Source organism: Mesorhizobium sp. M4B.F.Ca.ET.214.01.1.1 (assembly GCF_004791545.1).
GTDB lineage: Bacteria > Pseudomonadota > Alphaproteobacteria > Rhizobiales > Rhizobiaceae > Mesorhizobium > Mesorhizobium abyssinicae.
Map to the genome: position 1 here is coordinate 37,525 of NZ_SRUX01000007.1, position 18,837 is coordinate 56,361.

Here is an 18,837-nt window from a genome sequence, read left to right on the forward strand (position 1 = left end):
ACTCCTGCAAATGGCATTGATGGATATTGGTCAGGCACCGGGCCAGGTATCGGAAAGTGTGTAGCCCCTCGGAAACGGATCGCTCGGGTCGAGCACGAACTGATGGAAGCCTGTGATCCAGGCCCGTCCGGTGATGGCGACAGACACGGCGTCGAGACCTCCGATCCGGGTGCTCTCGAATATCTCGCCGACGAATTTTGTGCCGATGATCGACTCATGGATGAATTGTTCGCCGGCAGCGACTTCACCGCGTGCATGGAGCAGCGCCAGTCGTGCACAGGTGCCGGTCCCGCAAGGCGAGCGGTCCAGTCTGCCTGGCGAGACGATGACCCCGTTCCTGGATGTCTTGATCCCGTCGCTTACCGCGAGCGGACCGGCGAAAAGCGTCTGGTTGATTGTGTGTATCTCTGGGTTTTCGGGGTGCACGGATGGCAGTTGCTCGGCCGCCGCCCGCTTGATTTTTTCGCCGACATCCGAAAGATCGCGCGCTTCGGACGGCTCGATCTCGAAGCCGCAATCCTGGGCGTCGACGATCACGTAGATCATCCCCCCGTAGGAAACGTCGACGCGAAGCGATCCTATGCCTTCGACCTCGATCATCCGGTCTCGGTGCATGACAAAGGACGGCTGGTTCCTGAACTTGACGCTTTCGCACTTTCCGTCCCGGCACCGCGCTTCGACCTCGATCAGGCCGGCTGGCGCCTCAAGCGTCAGGTTGGTGACAGGCTCCTGCATCGGAATGATCCCGGTCTCCAGGAGCACGGTCACCGTGCATATGGTGTTCGTGCCCGACATCGGCGGATAGGAGGTCGGTTCGATGATGACGTAACCCATCTGAGCGTCAGGGTGAGACGAGGGCAGAACCAGGTTGGTGCAGAGCGTGACCTTGCCGCGAGGTTCATGCAGGAGAAAGGCTCTAAGGTCATCGCCTTTGGTCTCCAGCCATCGTGCCTTCTCGAACATGGTCTTGCCGGGAACATCGATGACACCGCCTGTAATGACGTCGTTCGGCTCGCCCTCGGCGTGAGCGCCCACGACGTTGATCATCCGCGACAACCGCATTCCTCAATCCTTTCTGCCAGGCCGGCCATGAAATCGTGCAATCCGATGCTGGACGAGGAAGAACGAATGTCCAGGACCAGTTGCAGCAGCCGGATACCCAGGGCAACGAAGCCCCGGGGACGACCGGATCGCGTCAGGCAGCTGCCGCTGCAAGCGCCTTGTCAACCAGTTTAACCTCCTCAGCGGTCAAGGGGATAACCGGGAGGCGGCACTCGCCGACAGGGCGCCCCGTCTTGGTGCTTGCTGCCTTGGCGACTGGATTGAAGGGGGCGGTCCAGAGCAGCAGCGACAGGGGACGCAGCTTGAGCCACAGCGCGGTCGCTTCGGCCAGGTTCTTGCTCTGAACCAGATCGTAGAGCCGCACGAGCTGCTCCGGAACCGCGTTGCCGGAACCAGTGAAAACACCCGGCGCGCCGCTCAGCAGGCTGTAGAAGTTCAGATAGTCGCAGCCGTTGAACACCTTCGCACCCTGTGCCGACAGCTGGTCGATGCGCATCATGTTGGAGGTGCTGTCCTTGATGTACTTGACGGTATCGATCTCGCTGAAGCGCTTGTAGACGTCAGGCGTGATGTCGAAACCGGTGTACTGAGGAATATTGTAGACCATGATCGGAGTGTTCACGGCGCTGGATACCTGTTCGTAGTGGTAGCGAACGCCTGGCTCGCCCGGCCCCTCGAAGAAGGGCGGCAGGATGAGCAATGTGTCGGCGCCGGCGTCGCGAGCATGCTTCGAATTTTCGATGGCGTCTTCAGTGCGCAAGGCCGATGTCTGGACGATCAGCTTGGCGCGACCGTTGATGCGCTTGCCGGCAACCTCCGCTATGCGCCGCTTCTCGCTTTCAGTCAGGAACGGGAATTCGCCCGTTCCGCCGTTGACCGCGATGATATGAATGCCCGCATCGATCAGCGTATCGATGTTTGCGCCCAGCGCGCCCTCATCGAGGGCCGCGCCATTGTCCTTGAATGGCGTGCAGATCGGCACACAGATTCCTTTTAGTTCACTCACGTCCATGCTCCTTTTCGAGATCGGATTTGTTCGAGTTTTCAACGAATACCTTGGCCAGAAACGATGGCGTCAGCTGACGTTTCAAATATTAATTCGCCTATACACTCTCTTTCATTGAAATTTTTCTGCTGCAATATTTCGCCACACGAGTTTTGATTTATGTAATCGTTTTCACGATAGATATCAAGCGTCCTCGACATTGCATCCCTGACTGTCTTCAAGCGGTGTGATACGGCTGTAGATCCGCAGGCAAAGCGACGCGGCCTCGGATGGCGTCCGCGACCTTTTCCGCCATCATGATAACCGGGGCATTGAGATTACCGCTGACGATCTCGGGCATGATCGAGGCATCAACAACTCTGAGACCTTCAATGCCGTGCACTTTTGCGTCCTTGTCGACGACCGCGTCGTCGCCGTCGCCCATTCGGCAGGTGCAGCATGGGTGGTAGTTTGTGCCGGCAATGCCGCGCAGCCAATTGGCGATGTCATCGTCGGTCGCGACCGAGTATCCAGGCATTTCCTCCACGCCCCGGAATTCGTCCCAGGCCTGCTGGCGGACTACGCTGCGAATTGCCTTAACGGCCTGGACCGCCTGCACCATGTCGTCGGGATGCTGCAGGTAGTTGAACACGAACTTTGGCGCAGCCGTCGGATCCGCCGTCTCCACCCAGACGCGTCCCTCGCTTTTGGGGCGCATGAGGCTGAGGAAGTACTGAAAACCGTTCTCGAGCTTGACGTTGCCATGCTGGAATTCACCAAGCATCGGGACGAACTCGAACTGCACATTGGGTATGGCCTCTTCGTCGCGCGTGCGCATGAACGTGCCCACCTCGAAGAAATTGGTCGCGCCGAGCCCCTTCTTGAACAGCAGCCACTGCAGGCCAATCTTGGCCTTGCCAAAGGTGGACAGGTCCTTCGCGGCCGAAACGTCTTTGGTCGCGCGATACATCACCGGCGCGGCGACGTGATCCTTCAGCCCGCGGCCGACGCCCGGCAGATGATGCTTAACGGCTATGCCGGCGTTTTTGAGATCCTCGGCCGGACCGATGCCTGAAAGAAGCAGGAGCTGCGGCGAGTTGAGGGCACCGCCGCACAAAATGGTCTCACGCTCCGGCTCGAACTGCTGAGCACCGGATTTGGTGGTAACCGCAACCCGCACGACGCGCTTGTTGCTTGTCTCGATGCCCGTGACCCTTGCGCCGGTCAGCACGGTGAGATTGGGTTTGCGGGGCTGCGCATGGATATAGCCCTGCGAGGTGCTCCAGCGAATGCCGTCATGGACGTTGCGCTGGGTGATGTGAACACCTTCCTGCTGATACGCATTGTGATCGGCAACATGCTTCAGCCCGCTCTCCACCCCGGCGTTGAGGAAGGCGTGATAGAGGGGATTTTCCGCCTTGCAGGTTTCGATCTGCATCGGCCCTGCCCCGCCGCGATAAGCGTTCGCTCCCTTGTCGAATGTCTCGGCTTTCTTGAAATAAGGCAGGCATTCCGCATACGACCACCCGCCTGCTCCGATGCCTGCCCAATTGTCATAGTCCCAGGGATTGCCGCGGACCCAATTCATGCCATTGATGGAGGACGAGCCGCCAAGCACCCGCCCCCTCGCCTCATGAACGATCCGTCCCTGCAGATGTGGTTCCGGCTCCGAATTGTAGAACCAGTTAAAGCGGTCGTTCATCAACGGGAAGCCGAGGGCCGCCGGCATGCGGATGTAGATATGCTGATCCGATGGCCCTGCTTCCAAAAGAAGAACAGTCGTGGAAGGGTCTTCGGCGAGGCGAGAAGCGATTACCGAACCTGCCGAGCCGGAGCCGATGACGATGTAATCGAACGTCTTCTTGTCTACCACCGAGGGTCACTCCTTACGTGTCAGTTCGCCACGGTGTGCGGCAAGGCGTGCGGGCGCTGCCCTAGCTTGATAAAGGTCGACTTTACCTCGGTGAACTCGAGCAATCCGTCCAGGCCGTTTTCACGACCGATTCCGCTCTCCTTGAACCCTCCGAACGGAAGCTGAACAGCGGTCTCGAGAAAGGTGTTCACATACACCGTCCCGCTGCGGAGTTCGCGTGAAACGCGGATCGCCTTGTCTATGTCCTTCGTCCAGACACCATTGCCGAGTCCATAATTCGTATCGTTGGCAAAGGCGATCGCCTGATCCACGCTGGCGAAACGGGTGACAGCCAGAACCGGCCCGAAAATCTCTTCGCGGAAGATCGTCATATCCGGGGTGACGTCGGAAAAGATCGTGGGGGCGACATAGAAGCCGTTGCCCAGGCCGTTCTCCGTGACACGGCTGCCGCCGAGCAAAAGTGTAGCGCCCTCGTCTACGCCACTCTGGATGTAGGACAGCACCTGTTCCATGTGCTTTTCATGGATCAGCGCTCCGACATCCGCCTTTTCATCCGTCGGCAGGCCGAGCCGGATCTTCTTCGAGCGCTCGACCAGCTTTTCCAGGAAGCTGTCCGCGACGCTGTCCTCGACCAGCAGCCTCGTGCCTTGAACGCATTCCTCGCCTTGATTGAGAACGTAGCCAAGCAGGATGCCATCCAGCGCGGCGTCGATATCGGCATCGGCAAAGACGATATTTGCCGCCTTGCCGCCCAATTCGAGGCCAACGCGTTTGACTTGTTCGGCAGCGCGCTGTGCGATCCTGATTCCAACCGCAGTCGAGCCGGTGAACGAGATCATGTCGACCTTACGATGCCCTGTCAGCATCTCGCCGACGGTGCGGCCGGAGCCGGTGACGACATTGATAACGCCGTCGGGAAGGCCCGCGTCTTTCGCGAGCCTGGCGATTTCCAGCGTCGACCCTGAGGTCAGCTCGGACGGCTTGATCACAACCGTACAGCCAGCAGCGAGCGCGAATGGCAGCTTTTGGAACAGCGTAACCAGGGGAAAGTTCCACGGCGTTATCATTCCGATCACGCCGCGCGGTTCACGGGTCACAAGGCCCAGATTTGCGTCCCCGATATTGGAAACCAGATCTCCGGGGATTTGCCAGGCGAGCGCTGCAGCATAGCGCGCAAGCTCTATCGACCATTCGACCTCGGCCTTGGCGAAGCGGATCGGCTTGCCGACCTCTTCGGCCTCAATCAAGGCAAGCCTGTCGATCTCACGGATCAGCAGATCCACCCAGCGCCCGAGAGCCTTTGCCCTCTCGGCGCCAGGGATGGCTGACCATATGGATCGGTCATCGAAAGCCCTTCGGGCAGCTTCGATCGCGGCGTTGACGGCGTTCTCGTCGCTTTGCGCGAACCTCGCCAGCAGCTCGCCATGGGCCGGTGACTTGCGTTCCACCTTGCGATCGGTCTTCGCCCAGGCGCCATCGATCCAGTTCTCGTATTCGCGCACGTTCATCAGCTCACGTCCCCGGTCAGTTGCGCGCGACGAGCCGGCTCTTGCCGGGGGTTACGGCTACACCGACAACGTCGCCGATCTTGGCTTCGGTGCGATCCGTCACGACGATGAATTTGTGACCACCGCAGTCGACGTAGACATTGGTTGTCTGCCCCAGGGGCTCCACGAAGTCGACATTTGCAGAGGCTGCGCCTTCAACGCCGTCGCGCACGATCATGAGATGCTCGGGGCGTACGCCGACATAGAATTGTCCCTGGGCATCGGCAAAGCTGCTTGCCCTGTCGGCGACCTCGCCGGACAGACTGTCGGCAAATGGCTGCACGGTAGCGGCGATTCCCTTCTTGCCGTCAAAGTGGGCAGGAAACAGGTTCATAGGAGGCGACCCGATAAAGTCGGCGACGAATTCGGTCCTCGGCCTGTCATAGATTTCGAGCGGGGTTGCGACCTGCACCATGTCGCCGCGGCGCATGACGGCGATCCTGTCAGCCATCGACATGGCTTCGATCTGATCGTGGGTCACGTAGACAGTGGTGATGCCGAGGCTCGTCACGAGTTTCTTGATCTCGGTGCGCATCGTGGCTCGCAGCTTGGCATCGAGATTCGAGAGAGGCTCGTCCATCAGGAAGACACGCGGGTTACGGACCAGGGCCCGCGCCAGGGAGACGCGCTGCCTCTGCCCGCCGGAGATCTGCCCCGGTTTGCGGTCCAGATACTCGGCAATTCCCAGTTTCTCCGCGGTCGCCTGCACCTTCTTTTTGCGCTCGCCCTCGGCAATCTTGCGCACCTTCAGCGGGAACTCGATGTTTTGGAATACCGACAGGTGCGGATAAAGTCCGTAGTCCTGGAACGCCATCGCGATGTCGCGATGGCGAGGTTCCTCGTAGGTGACGTCGCGGCCATTGATCTTTATCTGGCCGCCGCTGGGGAGTTCCAGTCCGGCGATCATCCGCAAGGTCGTGGTCTTGCCGCAGCCGGAGGGGCCAAGCATGACGAAGAACTCGCCGTCCTTGATGTCGACCGAGACGCCGTTGACGGCGGTAAAGGCGCCAAAGCGCTTGTATACGGATTTGACTTCGATACCCATTATCTCTTCCTCATCCCTTCACGGCGCCGAGGGTCAAACCCCTGACCAGGTATTTTTGCATCAACAGCACGAGCACGACGACCGGCAACGACATCAGCACGCCCGCGGCCGATCCCAATCCCCACGAGATAGCCTTGGCCTTGATCGAGCTGGCCGCGATGACGGGCAAGGTGCGCGCTTCCGACGAGGTCAGGATGCTGGCGAGCAGGAATTCGTTCCAGGCGAACATGAAGATGATCACCATGGTCGCCGCGAGACCCGGCAAAAGCAGAGGCAAGGTTACGCGCCAGAAGCACTCGAAGCGGCTGCAGCCGTCGATGAGCGCGGCCTCTTCGATCGACTGTGGAATCTCCTGGATAAAGACGCGCATCACCCAGACCACGAACGGCAGACCATTCAGCGTATAGACGGCGATCAACAGCCACGGCGTGTCGAAGATGCCAAGTTGCTTGGCGATGATGAACAGCGGGATGACGCTGACCATGGGCGGCAACATGCGGATCGACAGGACTTCGAAGGCGATGAAGTTCTTGTTCTTCACGTCAAATCGGGCCAGTCCGTAGGCGGCGAGCGTGCCTGCGATCATTGCAAACAGCGTGGCCAGGCAGACGATGAAGGCGCTGTTGATCAACGCATCCATCGCGTTGAGTTCGGTGAAAAGCTTGCGAAAGCTCTCCAGTGTCGGTGAAAATATCCATTTCGGCGGATAGGCCGATATGTCGACATCCGACTTCAGCGAAGACAGCGTCATCCAGACGATCGGAAAGGCGAAGAAGGCGGTCGAGATCAGGGCCAGCAGATAGTAGCCGATACCGCTGAAGAGCGATCCACGTGGCGCAGTCGAACTCGACATCAGCGTGCCTCCTTTTCGTTCACCATGCGCATGAAGCCGGTATACTTCACGAAGATCAGAACCACGGTCAGGATGATCAGCAGCGTGATCCAGGACAGCGCGGCGCCGTATCCGAGATTGAAGAAACGGAAATTCACGCGCGCCAGATAGACGCTGAGCAGATCGGTGGCGAAGTCGGGGCCGCCTCGGGTGATGATGTAGACGGTGTCGTAGGTTCGGATGGCGTCGACGATCCGCAGCAGGCTGGCGATGACAATCACCGGCCTGAGCATCGGCAGAGTAACCATGAAGAATGTCTGAATGGGGGATGCGCCGTCGATCGCCGCGGCCTCGAAGGGACTCTTCGGCAGCGCTGACAGGCCGGCAAAGATGATGAGGAACATAAACGGCGTCCACTGCCAGACATCGACAAGCACCATCGAAGCCATGGCGCTGGCTTTCTCGCCGGCCCAAGGCTGGGGCGGGATGCCCGCGAGGCTGAGCACGTAGTTGAGCACGCCGAGATCGGGCATCATCATGATGCGCCAGGTGATGCCGACCGCGATCGGCGTGATCAGCATCGGCACGATGATGATGGTCCTGAGAACGGTGAAACCCCTGAGCCTGAGGTTGAAAAGCAGGGCGAGCAGAATCGCGAAGGTAAGGGACAGTCCGACCGAGAGCACCGTGAACAGCAGCGTCAGCAGGATTGAATGCAGGAACTGGGCGTCCGCGAGCGCATCCGCATAGTTGCCGAGACCGACAAATCCCTGGAACTTGTCCGGATCCGCCGGCCTATAGCCGGTGATGCTCATGTACAGTGAGTGGAGGAGTGGAAACAGACCGACGACAGTCATGATGATCATGGTCGGCGCAAGCAGGATCATGCCCGTGTAGCGCTCTCCGGCGCGCTGCGCGCGGTCGCTTGCGATTGGCAAACTCTCTATGCTGGCTGTCATGGTTCCCTGCTCTCCAGGGCGCACGCGGGCATAGGCTCGCGGCGCGTTCCTGTTCAACGACGGTCGGATATCCCGACGCACCGGTGCGGCGACTTCAGCCCTTGATGAGCTTTGCCACTCGATCAACGGCATCGACCATGGCGGTCTTGGGCGTCTTTCGCCCGGTCACGCCCGCGAGGACCTCCTCGTAGATCGCCCGCTGCACTTCCACCGCGTTGGTGAGGCGGTACGGCGGGATAGCGATCGGTTGCGTGCCGCGGGTCTTGAAATCCTCAAAGACGTGAAGTCCGGGGATCTTCTTGATCATCTCGGGATTGTCCAGATCCGGCTTGTAGCAAATCGACGTTTCGCCAGCTTCCGAGAAATATTTGTAGCCACCATCGGCAAGCCAGGCCAGGAACTTGTAGCCTTCGGCCTGTTTCTTGCTCGAGGCATTCAACACCACGGTCCAGCCGCCAATCATCGACTGCTGGAACTTCTCCGTGGGCGCCACGGCGTAACCGAACTTGCCGGCGTGCGGTCCACTCTCAATTCCGGAGAGCGCGTCCGACCAGGATATGATCATGGCTGCCGTGCCTTGGCCGATCGCCGACTGGCCTTCCGGATAGTCGAAGCCGGACACGCCCTGCGGGCAATACTGCAAGACCTCCTTCAGCCGCTCGATGGCATGCTCGCCCTGCCGTTCCGAATTGAAGACGGGTTCGTTGGCATCGTTGAAACAACCGTCATCCGTGGGCGCAAGCTTCGTCATACCCATGACACGGGTCATCCAGTCGCCGGACATGTGGGCGTCCTGCCCTCCCAGACACAGCGTGTTTCCGGCCACATCCGAACTGTGCAGCTTCTTGGCGGCCGCGACATACTCGTCCCAGGTGACAGGCACCTTGTCGATGCCAGCCTTCTCGAACAGGTCCCGGCGATAGATGAATACTGGAATTGTCATGGCGAGCGGCAGGCCGTAGTGCTTGCCCTGATAGATCGAGTACTGGAGCGATCCTTCGGTGACGTTCCCGTAGTTGATGTCGGGAAGGCCCGGCGTCGCAGCCTTGATGTCTTCCATCGTCGGCGCCCACTTATTGCGCTGCGGCTGGCGAACCCAGAGGCTGTCGGTGGTGATGATGTCGAACGTCTCGGAGCCCTGCGAGAGCTCGATCAGCATCTTTTCATAGTGCGACTCATAGGGATTGGACTCGCCGGTGATCTTTGCGCCCGTGTAGGCCTTCGCCACCTGGTCAGTCAGGGCCCCGGCCCACACCGAGTTGCTGTTGAGGATGTTGAGCGTCACCTCCTCCGCATAGGCCGACGAGGCGCGATACGCCGCCATCGCCGCGGCAAGACCGGCGGAAGCCTTCAAAAAGTCGCGACGGGAAAAGGGCAGTCTGATCGGGTCGGTCACTTGTTGCTCCTCCTGTTTTGATGCAAGGCGAACCGAGTACGCCTTAGCGTTCCCAAATCGTGTAAACGTTTTCATTTTCATGACCCAGCACCCCCTTGTCAAGCGCCAATCTTGAAATATGAAAACGATTTCACCTGAAGCGCTTTATGACTTGTCAAGCCGGGCGAAGTCGAAGACAAAGGCTGAAGGTCGGTGAAACCAACGATCACGGTGGCGGCGTATGCCCGGTAAAAAGACGAAACAGTCAAAGCTCAAGAAACGAGCTGGCGTGTTCGATGTCGCCCGGGAGGCGGGCGTATCTGTCGCGACAGTGTCGAGAGCCTTCAACCTGCCCGATCTCGTCAGCGAGGATGTGCGCCGGCGTGTGCTGGCGATTTCGCAACGCCTCGGTTACGCCGCCAATCCTGCCGCCAAGGCGCTTCGGTCGCGTAAGACACACATTGTCGGGGCCGCCATTCCCACCCTCGACTACGCTATCTTTGCAAAGATGATCAATCACTTCCAGGATACGTTCGCTCAGCATGGCTACATCACGATTGTCGCCACGACAGGTTTCGAGCACGCCAACGTGTTCGAGAAGGTCAAGACGCTGGTCGATCGCGGCGCCGAAGCGCTGCTGCTGGTTGGGGCGATAGAGGATCCGGCACTGGTGCGCTACCTGAAGGAGCCGCATATACCGGTCGTCACGACCTACTCGTATATCCCCGAAGAGATCGTGCCCTGTATCGGCTTTGACAACTACGCCGCCACCCAGAGCGCGATGGAATACCTCGCGGATCTTGGCCACAGAAATTTTGCCATGATTGCTGGCAGCCCGAAGGGCAGCGATCGTCAGCGCACCAGAATTGCCGCCTACAAGGATTTCATAGGGGCGAGACAACTGGAGGGCGAGGAGAACATCATTATTCGCGACTTTACCATCCGCGACGGCGCCGAAGCGATGCGCGCCCTGCTGGTCAAATATCCCGACACAACCGCACTGGTCTGCAATACCGACGTGGTTGCCTTCGGCGCCCTAAGCGAAAGCCGCCGGCTTGGGATTCGCATTCCACAGGACATCTCCGTCGTGGGCTTCGACGACGCAGAGTATGCCGCACAGTTGGACCCTCCGCTGACGACGATTGCCGTGCCCGCCGAGGAAATGGGACGCCTGAGCGCCGAGATGCTCCACATGTCGCTTTCCACAGGAGAGTCTCCTCGCTTTGTGCGGCTGGACTCTCAATTGATCGTGAGAAAATCGGCTTGCCCCCCGCGAGGCCTGAAGCAACTGCGCCTCGCCAGCGCCGTGTAGACCATTGCCGCTGCTGCCATGGGAAACATCGCAATGAAGAGGCAAGGCGTGCCCCCTAAGACAGTTCTCCCGGCCCGCCCTTCGGCGATAATCTTCGATTTCGACGGCGTCATCTTGGATTCAGCCGAGATCAAGGCTCAGGCTTTTGCGGAGATCTATTCCGAGAAAGGCGAAGAATGGGCTGCTTTCATCCTGGATTATCAGCGCAAGCATGGAGGCGTATCTCGTCGAGAAAAGTTCAAACATTTTGACAAAACGATGCTCGGCCAGGAACCGACCGAGGAGAGACTTTCTTTCCTGTCACAAAGGTTCACGGATATCGTTTTCAAGAAGGTACTTTCCGCACCTTTCATCCCCGGGGCCAGATCGCTGCTGGACGCCGCTCGCGGTCCCTCCCGGCTTTTTGTCGTCTCGGGTACGCCGCATGGAGAGTTGGTCGAGATCGTCCGACAACGCGACCTGAACCCCTATTTCGAAATCGTCATCGGTGCGCCTACCAGAAAGCATGAGGCCTTCACCGGGATCCTTGCCTTGGGCCTTGCCCGGGAAACGGTGGTGGCTGTCGGTGATTCCATCACCGAGTGTTCGGCGGCGATCGAACTGGGAATCCCGTTCCTCGGAATCCGCAACGGCCCGTCACCAACGAATTTCCCGGAAGGAGTCCTGTCCCTTCCCGACCTGACAGATGCTACCCGTCTGCTTGGATTTTGAAGTCCACTCAGTACGTCACTCCCCACTTTCATTGATATCGTGCTTGCCAACCCGGCTTTGTGGCTGCGAGTGCCTCACGCGGGGCCGTTTGCCCTTCAAGCCGAGACGGCGTTCGAGAGACCCGCAAACTCGGCGCTGTTGCCGAAGCAAGCATCCGTGGGCATTACCTTCGCGCCGGGCCGGCTGGCCAACAACGCACTGTGCATGCGATGGCGCGCGCGCCACAGGGCCGCCCCGCTCTCCTCTGGCCCAGCGAAACTCGCCTCCGCCCATTTCGGCGGATTTCGCCCCGACAGTGGCTATCTGTTCGGCAACAGCTTGGGGCGCGCCAGCGAATTCGAAAAACAAGGTAGGCCGTATTCATAATCGAGCTTGAAGTAGTCGACGCATGCCGGCATGGCGGGCTCGTCCATCAGCTCCGCTCGCGCAATCGGCAATGCAAGTTGAATAATTTGAGGCACCGTGGCGACCGCAGCCTTCAGCGAAGGATAGCCGCACACCGCGACGGTCTCTTCTGGGACGCCATGAACGCGGATGGTGAGTTGTGTGATTACGCCGAGAGTGCCTTCGGACCCGATGAAGAGCTTGGTCAGGTCGTAGCCGGTCGATTACGCGCCCCGTGCTAGCGGCTCTTTTGGCGCACTCCTTTCGGAAAGTGCGCCTCCTCCTTGTCAGCGCGGGTGTCCATTCAGTCAGAAACTGGAGGAGCGTCACTGCGGTCTGCGGAACCGTGTTGTGCGGTTTGGCAAAAGAGGGTCAGGCTTGCACCGCGTCGGCCTGACGCGCATCACACGCGTTAGCCAGGATCATCAAAGATCGTTGCGGCTGCGGCGGAGGAAATCGGCGGCGCGCTCGCCGACCATGATCGCTGGCGCATTGGTGTTGCCGGACGGCACGGTTGGCATGACGGAAGCGTCGGCGACGCGCAGCCCCGAAACGCCGTGGACACGCAATTGGCCGTCGACGACAGCCCTGGCGTCCTTGCCGATCCTGCACGTGCCGGTCGGATGCAATGCGCCTTGCGCCATTTCCTTGACGTAGTGGCGGTAGTCGTCCATCGATCGCATTTGCCGGCCAGGGTGCGTCTCGCGCCTGATTAGGGGCTCCAGCAGCGACTGGCTCATGATCTTCTGGCCGAGGCGCACGCCTTGGGCCATGGTGTCGAGATCATAGGGGTCCGACAGATAGTTCGGCTGGATGCGCGGAGGATCGACCGGGTCGGCCGAGCGCAGTTCGACGAAGCCGCGTGAGCGCGGCCGGATCTGGCAGGCGTTGAGTGTGCAGCCATAGCCGCTCTCTACTGGCGCGACGCCGTCCTCGACCCCCGAGCCGGCGAGGAAGGCGAACTGGATGTCGGGGTGCGGATCGTCTGAATTGACCCGCCAGAAGGCGCCGCCTTCGATGATGTTCGAGCAGACCGGACCTTTGCGGAAAAGCGCATATTGCAGCCCCGCCCAAGCCTTCCAATGCAGCTTTTTGTACTTGTCGTAACCGTGTGGGCCGTTCAGCTCATAGATCAGATAGACATCCATGTGATCCTGGAGGCCCCGGCCAACGCCGGGCAGGTCATGAACCACCGGAATGCCCAGCTGGGCCAGATGCGCGGCCGGGCCAATCCCTGAGAGTTGCAGCAGCCGGGGCGAATTGATGGCGCCTGCCGACACGATCACCTCGCGTTCGGCCTTCGCCACGATGCGGACGCCGCCGCGCATATACTCAACGCCGACAGCCCGTTTGCCGTCAAAGAGGATGCGCAGGGCGCGGCTGCTGGTCTGTACGGAGAGATTGCGCCGCCTGCGCGCCGGTCTCAGGTAGCATACGGCCGCGCTGGCACGGCGGCCGTTGCGCAGCGTGAGCTGGTAGAGGCCCGAGCCCGCCTGCTCGCCACCGTTGAAGTCAGCGACATAGGGAATACCGGCCTGTTGGCAGGCCTGCAGCCAAGTCCTGGTCAACGGGCTGACATGCTCGGGACTGGATACGTGTTGAGGTCCGCCGCGCGCATGCGCTGGGCCTGCCAGCGTGTCGTTATCTTCCGCCTTCAAGAAGAACGGCAGCACATCTGCGTAGGACCATCCTTCGGCGCCGTTGGCTGCCCAGCCGTCATAGTCGGAGGGGATGCCGCGCACATAGAGCATGGCATTGACCGATGAGCCGCCGCCCAGCACTCGCGCCTGCACCATGGTCGGCGGACGGGCTTTCGGGTTTCCGGCTGTGACTTCCTGCTCGAAGCGTTGCAGCAAATTGCCGGTCGCCGTCTTGTAGACCGTTGCAGGCAGATGGATCGCGATGTGTCGGTCTTCCGGGCCTTCTTCGAGAAGGAGCACGGATGTAGCGGGGTCTTCGGAAAGGCGTGAGGCGACGACGCATCCGGCCGAGCCGCCCCCGATCACGATGTAGTCGGGCATCTGCTATCCGTTAAGAGACAGCGAGGCGGCGCAGGACGAGGCCGCCTCACTATGCGGGCATAAGAGGAAAGAGCGAGGCGCCGGTCAGCCGGCGGCCTTGAATTCATTCCAAGCTGCGACCCAGTCGGCGTAAGTGGCGAACTGGGTCGACTCAAGCGGTGGAATGCCAAGCAGCGGTGACGACTTGAAGATGCCTTCGACGTCTGAATAGTCGAACAGCGCCTTGGTCTCCGGTGGCAAAAGGTCAACCGCCTTCGGCGATACCACGCCGGCGGCGTTGCGGGTGACGACTTTGGCCTGGATTTCCGGCGAAATCGCCATGTCGATGAAGGCGTAAGCGGCATCCTCGTTGTCGACCGACGGCGGCATGAACCAGGCATCACACCAGGTACCGGCGCCTTCCTTCGGGATCGTGTATTCGGTTTTGACACCCTGCTTGGCGGTTTCGACCGGGATGCCGGTCCAACCACAGAAGAGCGCGGCCACTTCGCCCGAAACGAACAGCGAAACGAGGTCTCCGTAGGTCAGGCTGATGATTCGCGACTGGTCGCGGTACTTCTTGAGGTTTTCAAAGATGGCCTTCATCTCGTCGGGCGTGACATTCGGGAACTTGTCACCGAGGCCGGCCATACGGGCAGCGATAGGCCAAGTGGCGAGCGTATCATCGACGAAGGCGATCTTGCCCTTCAACTCGGGCTTGAGCAGGTCCTCGTAGGAGGTAGGCTTTTCCATCAGCGCCGGATTATAGACCAAAGCGTTGAGTCCCCATGCATAGGGCACGCCGTAGAGCTGGCCGTTTCGGAACCAGGTCGGCTTGTCGTAGAAGACGTCGAAGAGATTGTCCTTGTTGTAGTTCGACAGCTTGACCTTATCGAGCGGCTTGGCGATCTTCAAAACGTCGAGGTAGAGGTCGGCGTAGCCTTGGTTATACTCGGCGGCGTCGAAGGGCGGCGGGTTCGGCACGCTGAACTTTGTCGTCACGTCGTCCTGATTGCCCATGGCGCTGACCTGGACGTTGATGCCGTTCTTGGCACGCCAGTCGGCGAGTTCATCTGTCAGCTCCCAGCCTTCCCAAGCCATAATCTGCAGGTCGCCGCTTGCGGCGCGCGCCGGGAAGGGCAGAAGCGGACCAAGCATTGCGCCGCCGGCCAGAGCCGTGGCGCCCTGAAGGAAGGAGCGGCGGCCTACCCTCGCCTGCAGGATCTCGCCTGTTGACCAAATTCGTCTCATCTTCGTTCCCCTTTTCGTGTTTCTTGGCTTGGAAAGTTTCCCGCTTCGCAGACGCTTCCACAATTTCGCATGATCGAAATTGCCGCCGCTTGACGACGCAAGCCGTGCGCCATCCTGCGAATGGTGGGCGGCCCTGCCTTACTGGCGGCGGCTGGGTCAATGGTTTGGCAACATCACCACATTGTGGGCGTCCCAGAAAACCTTGGTCCGCGCATGCAACGCTGGCAGGAGGTTGCGGCCGTCGCGTTGCACCTGGATGCGGACGAAGGACTGGTCGTCCAGCCGCACGGTATAGAAGGAGCGGCTGCCGATGAAGGCAATGTCGTCGACTGTCCCCTCGACCGACTGCCGCGCTGCGTCGCCCTCCTGGAAACTCAGCGATTCCGGACGAAGGGAAACTGCAACTTTGTCGTCCCTTGACGCATTCGGCGCGTGGCTTGCGAGGAAGCGGATTCCGGAGGGCGTTACCGCCGTTGTACCGACGCCGTTGACGTGTGTAACCTTGGCCTCGAACAGGTTGGTCTCGCCGAGGAATTTCGCAGCAAACAGCGACTTAGGCTTCGCATACATGTCCTCGGGGCGGTCGACCTGAACGAACCGTCCTTTCTCCATGAGCACAACGCGGTCCGACAGGATCATGGCTTCGTCCTGGTCGTGTGTTACGTAGACAAAGGTGGCACCGGTTTCCGCGTGGATGCGCTTCATCTCAGAAAGCATGTGCTGGCGGATTTTGAGGTCGAGAGCTGCTAGCGGCTCGTCGAGGAGCAGGACTTTCGGTCCATTCACAAGCGCCCGCGCCAACGCGACACGCTGGCTCTGCCCACCGCTGATCTGATCGATATAGCGGTTGGCGAAGCTGTCCAGCTGCACGATGTGTAGCATCCGCTGAACGCGTTCCTTGATCTCGTTCTTGGGAAGGCCCTTGACCTTTAGGCCGAAAGCGACGTTCTCGAAGACGTCCAGATGCGGGAAGAGCGCGTAGCGCTGGAATACCATGTTGACGGGCCGTCGCTCCGGCGGCACGCCGGCGACATCCACGCCGCCGATGCGTAGCGAGCCTTCGGTCAGGCTGTCGAAGCCCGCGATGAGGCGCATCAGCGTGGTCTTGCCGCAGCCGCTCGGCCCGAGCAGGGTGAGAATCTCGCCCTCCTCGATCGCGAGATCGATGTCGGACAGCGCGATGAAGCTGCCAAAGACTTTCTTGCCGCGTTTGATCTCTATGATGGGATTGGGAGGGGTCATGCTGGGCTCCTCACGACGTTTCGCGGCCTGAGATGGATGAACTGCGACGCCACCTGCCGATCGCCCACGCGCCTACCAGAATGACGACTGAGAAGGCGAGAGCCAGTGTGGAGATGGCGTTGATGAGGGGTGTCACGGTGCGCCGCATCATCGACCAGATGTACATGGGCAGCGTCGTCTCGGTGCCTGCCACGAAAGACGTCACGACGAACTCGTCGAAAGAGACGGCGAAGGCGAGGATTGCCGAGGAAATGAGCGTCGGCGCGATCAGCGGCAGCGTGACGCGCGAGAAGGTCTGCAACTGGCTGGCGCCCAGGTCGCGAGCCGCTTCCTCCAGCGACATGTCGAACAGGGTAAGTCGCGCCTTCATGGCCACAATCATGATCGGGATGGCGATGACGACATGCGAGATGACGATGGTCACAGTTGAAAGCTGCACCCCAGCCTGGGCGAAGAGGACCAGCAGCGACACGCCGACGAACAGGCCGGGCAGCGCGATCGGCGTGACCGTCACTGCCTCGATCAGGTTGCGGCCGAAGCGACCGGAACGCAGCCAAGCCAAAGAAGCCGTCGCGCCGAGCAGCAGGGTGATGACAGCGGTCAGCAGCGCGATGCCAAGGCTTTTCAGCACCGCGGCGCTCAGTTGCGGATTGCCCAGCAATTCCTCGTACCAGCGCAGGCTGAAGCCGGCGAACGGAAAGGAAAGCGACGGCGAATCGTGGAAGCTGAACAGCACGATGATGACGAGCGGCGCCAGCAAGAAGGCTAGGATGGTCCACACGACGAGCTTGATCAGCATTTAAGCCTCCGCGGAGGCGGTTGGTCGCCGGCGTTTGACGATCAGTCCGCTGACGCGGCCGAGCCCCAGCAGGATCGTGTAAAGAAGCACCGAGACAGCGAACATGATGAACGCCTGCGCCGCTCCCAGCGGCCAATTACCGGTCTTGCGGAACTGGTCCGCGATGAGCAGTCCGGTGGTTTGGCCAGATGCGCCGCCGAGCATCTGCGGCGTCACGTAGTCGCCCGAGACGAGAATGAAGGTGAGCATGAAGGCGCCAATGAGACCGTTGGCCGCGTTCGGCGCGATGACCCTATGAAATGCGCCGAACGACGTGGTGCCGAGATCGCGCGCGGCATCGATCAGGTCGCGTTTGATCTCGCTGAGCGAGGCCACCACCAGCAGAATGCAGAATGGAAGATAAACGTGAACCAGCGTGATCGTAACTGCAAAGGAGTTGAACAGTAACGCCTCGAGTGGATGGTCGATAAGGCCGAGCTGTAGCAAGACCGTGTTGAGCACGCCGTTGGTGCCGAGCAACGTGCGCCAGGCATAGATGCGCACGAGGTAGCTCGAGAACCACGTGATCAGGATTAGGTAGAGGATGACTTGCGAGCGGCTGATGTAAACAAGGTAGTAGCCGACCGGAATCGCGAGGATCAGGCTGACCGTAGCAGTCAACAGGCCGATGCGGATGGCGTTGAAGGTGACTTTCCAGAACACCGGCGACATCAGCGAGTCTGCATAGTTGCCCCACTGGAAATCCGGAACGATGCGGTAGGAGGCGGATGACCAGAAGCTGTAGACGAGAAGGATAAGGCTGGGAACGACGAAGAAAGCCAACATGTAGGCGACCGTGGGGCCCGCCAGGATTGCACTAGTCCTTGTTCGTGCCAGGCTCATCTTTTGCCTATCCCGGCGGGTGACGGTCCGTCGTCCGCTCGCACTTTTGAGTACGTGGCTCAATTTTCAGCCGCGGAGTCGGCTGGGCCACGATCATCAAAGTCTCAGTTGTAATGCATGTCCCCGGCGGCTGGTCGAACCCTGTTGACCGCGCACTTTGTTCTTCCAGTAGGTTCTTCCAGATTGACGCGTCACACAATTTCGCAGACACAGGTTTGTTGAAGCGAGGTGAAGCATGTCTTGCGTAGCTGCGCGTCCTTTGCTCTGATTGGCGCTAGGAAAATCGACATTAGCGTCAAGACATGCGCGCAGGGGCGGCACTGTGACGGCACGCGAGGCGTCTCCTCGACGAGCGCTTCTCCAGGTTCGCTTCCACAAGGCCCCGCCGGGTCCGATAAATCGTCGACCCCCAGACCTTCAAGATTGCGACTATAACCTTGTCGCTCAGGCCGCCGTTCGCGGCCGGGAGTATCTTTGCCCATTTCAGTTTGCGCGTCGCTTGGCGTCGCTTGGCGTCACTTGCTCCACAGCGCGTCAAGTTGATCCCGTTTCGATTGGCTGAGGGCACCATACTTTAT

16 protein-coding genes are annotated in these 18,837 nt (G+C 60.1%); 2 read left to right on the forward strand and 14 right to left on the reverse strand.

The window, feature by feature from the left end; genetic code table 11:
- Positions 1-30 precede the first annotated feature (30 nt).
- The 8 genes from EN857_RS15305 to EN857_RS15340 form a co-directional block, all read right to left on the reverse strand.
- Positions 31-1,062, reverse strand: a complete 1,032-nt coding sequence (locus EN857_RS15305; RefSeq protein ID WP_127309003.1) for a proline racemase family protein — start codon at positions 1,060-1,062, stop codon at positions 31-33.
- 133 nt (positions 1,063-1,195) lie between these two features.
- Entirely contained in the window at positions 1,196-2,074 is an 879-nt protein-coding gene (locus EN857_RS15310) for a dihydrodipicolinate synthase family protein (protein ID WP_127309002.1), read from the reverse strand.
- A gap of 211 nt (positions 2,075-2,285) precedes the next feature.
- Positions 2,286-3,920 (reverse strand): choline dehydrogenase, encoded by a 1,635-nt coding sequence (locus EN857_RS15315; protein ID WP_127309001.1) that lies wholly within the window; start codon positions 3,918-3,920, stop codon positions 2,286-2,288.
- A 20-nt stretch (positions 3,921-3,940) separates the two neighbouring features.
- Positions 3,941-5,428, reverse strand: a complete 1,488-nt coding sequence (locus EN857_RS15320; protein ID WP_127309000.1) for an aldehyde dehydrogenase family protein — start codon at positions 5,426-5,428, stop codon at positions 3,941-3,943.
- 16 nt (positions 5,429-5,444) lie between these two features.
- Positions 5,445-6,512, reverse strand: coding sequence for an ABC transporter ATP-binding protein (locus EN857_RS15325; RefSeq protein WP_127308999.1), 1,068 nt, complete (start codon positions 6,510-6,512; stop codon positions 5,445-5,447).
- A gap of 10 nt (positions 6,513-6,522) precedes the next feature.
- A complete protein-coding gene (locus EN857_RS15330) occupies positions 6,523-7,365 on the reverse strand; it encodes a carbohydrate ABC transporter permease (protein WP_127308998.1) in 843 nt (280 codons plus the stop codon).
- The gene (locus EN857_RS15335; protein WP_187331424.1) at positions 7,365-8,303 is read right to left on the reverse strand and encodes a sugar ABC transporter permease; all 939 of its coding nucleotides are present in this window, start codon (positions 8,301-8,303) and stop codon (positions 7,365-7,367) included. The genes EN857_RS15330 and EN857_RS15335 overlap by 1 nt, the downstream gene beginning before the upstream one ends.
- Positions 8,304-8,397: 94 nt before the next feature.
- Positions 8,398-9,699: an extracellular solute-binding protein gene (locus tag EN857_RS15340; protein ID WP_189379533.1), complete on the reverse strand. Its 1,302-nt coding sequence runs from the start codon at positions 9,697-9,699 to the stop codon at positions 8,398-8,400.
- 220 nt (positions 9,700-9,919) lie between these two features.
- Between EN857_RS15340 and EN857_RS15345 the strand changes: the two genes are divergently transcribed.
- Complete coding sequence (locus EN857_RS15345; RefSeq protein WP_127308995.1) at positions 9,920-10,990, forward strand: LacI family DNA-binding transcriptional regulator; 1,071 nt, start codon at positions 9,920-9,922, stop codon at positions 10,988-10,990.
- 33 nt (positions 10,991-11,023) lie between these two features.
- Positions 11,024-11,701, forward strand: coding sequence for an HAD hydrolase-like protein (locus EN857_RS15350; protein WP_187331425.1), 678 nt, complete (start codon positions 11,024-11,026; stop codon positions 11,699-11,701).
- A 299-nt stretch (positions 11,702-12,000) separates the two neighbouring features.
- Here the strand turns inward: EN857_RS15350 and EN857_RS15355 are convergent, their stop codons facing one another.
- The 6 genes from EN857_RS15355 to EN857_RS15380 all read right to left on the reverse strand — a co-directional run bounded on the left by EN857_RS15355 (position 12,001) and on the right by EN857_RS15380 (position 18,259).
- Complete coding sequence (locus EN857_RS15355; RefSeq protein ID WP_127308993.1) at positions 12,001-12,294, reverse strand: FAD-linked oxidase C-terminal domain-containing protein; 294 nt, start codon at positions 12,292-12,294, stop codon at positions 12,001-12,003.
- A gap of 216 nt (positions 12,295-12,510) precedes the next feature.
- On the reverse strand, positions 12,511-14,106 hold the full coding sequence (locus EN857_RS15360; protein ID WP_127308992.1) for a GMC family oxidoreductase N-terminal domain-containing protein: 1,596 nt from the start codon (positions 14,104-14,106) through the stop codon (positions 12,511-12,513).
- A gap of 84 nt (positions 14,107-14,190) precedes the next feature.
- Entirely contained in the window at positions 14,191-15,336 is a 1,146-nt protein-coding gene (locus tag EN857_RS15365; RefSeq protein WP_127308991.1) for an extracellular solute-binding protein, read from the reverse strand.
- A gap of 156 nt (positions 15,337-15,492) precedes the next feature.
- A complete protein-coding gene (locus EN857_RS15370; RefSeq protein WP_127308990.1) occupies positions 15,493-16,578 on the reverse strand; it encodes an ABC transporter ATP-binding protein in 1,086 nt (361 codons plus the stop codon).
- A 10-nt stretch (positions 16,579-16,588) separates the two neighbouring features.
- A complete protein-coding gene (locus EN857_RS15375) occupies positions 16,589-17,377 on the reverse strand; it encodes an ABC transporter permease (protein ID WP_127308989.1) in 789 nt (262 codons plus the stop codon).
- On the reverse strand, positions 17,378-18,259 hold the full coding sequence (locus tag EN857_RS15380; protein ID WP_127308988.1) for an ABC transporter permease: 882 nt from the start codon (positions 18,257-18,259) through the stop codon (positions 17,378-17,380).
- Between the last annotated feature and the right edge of the window lie 578 nt (positions 18,260-18,837).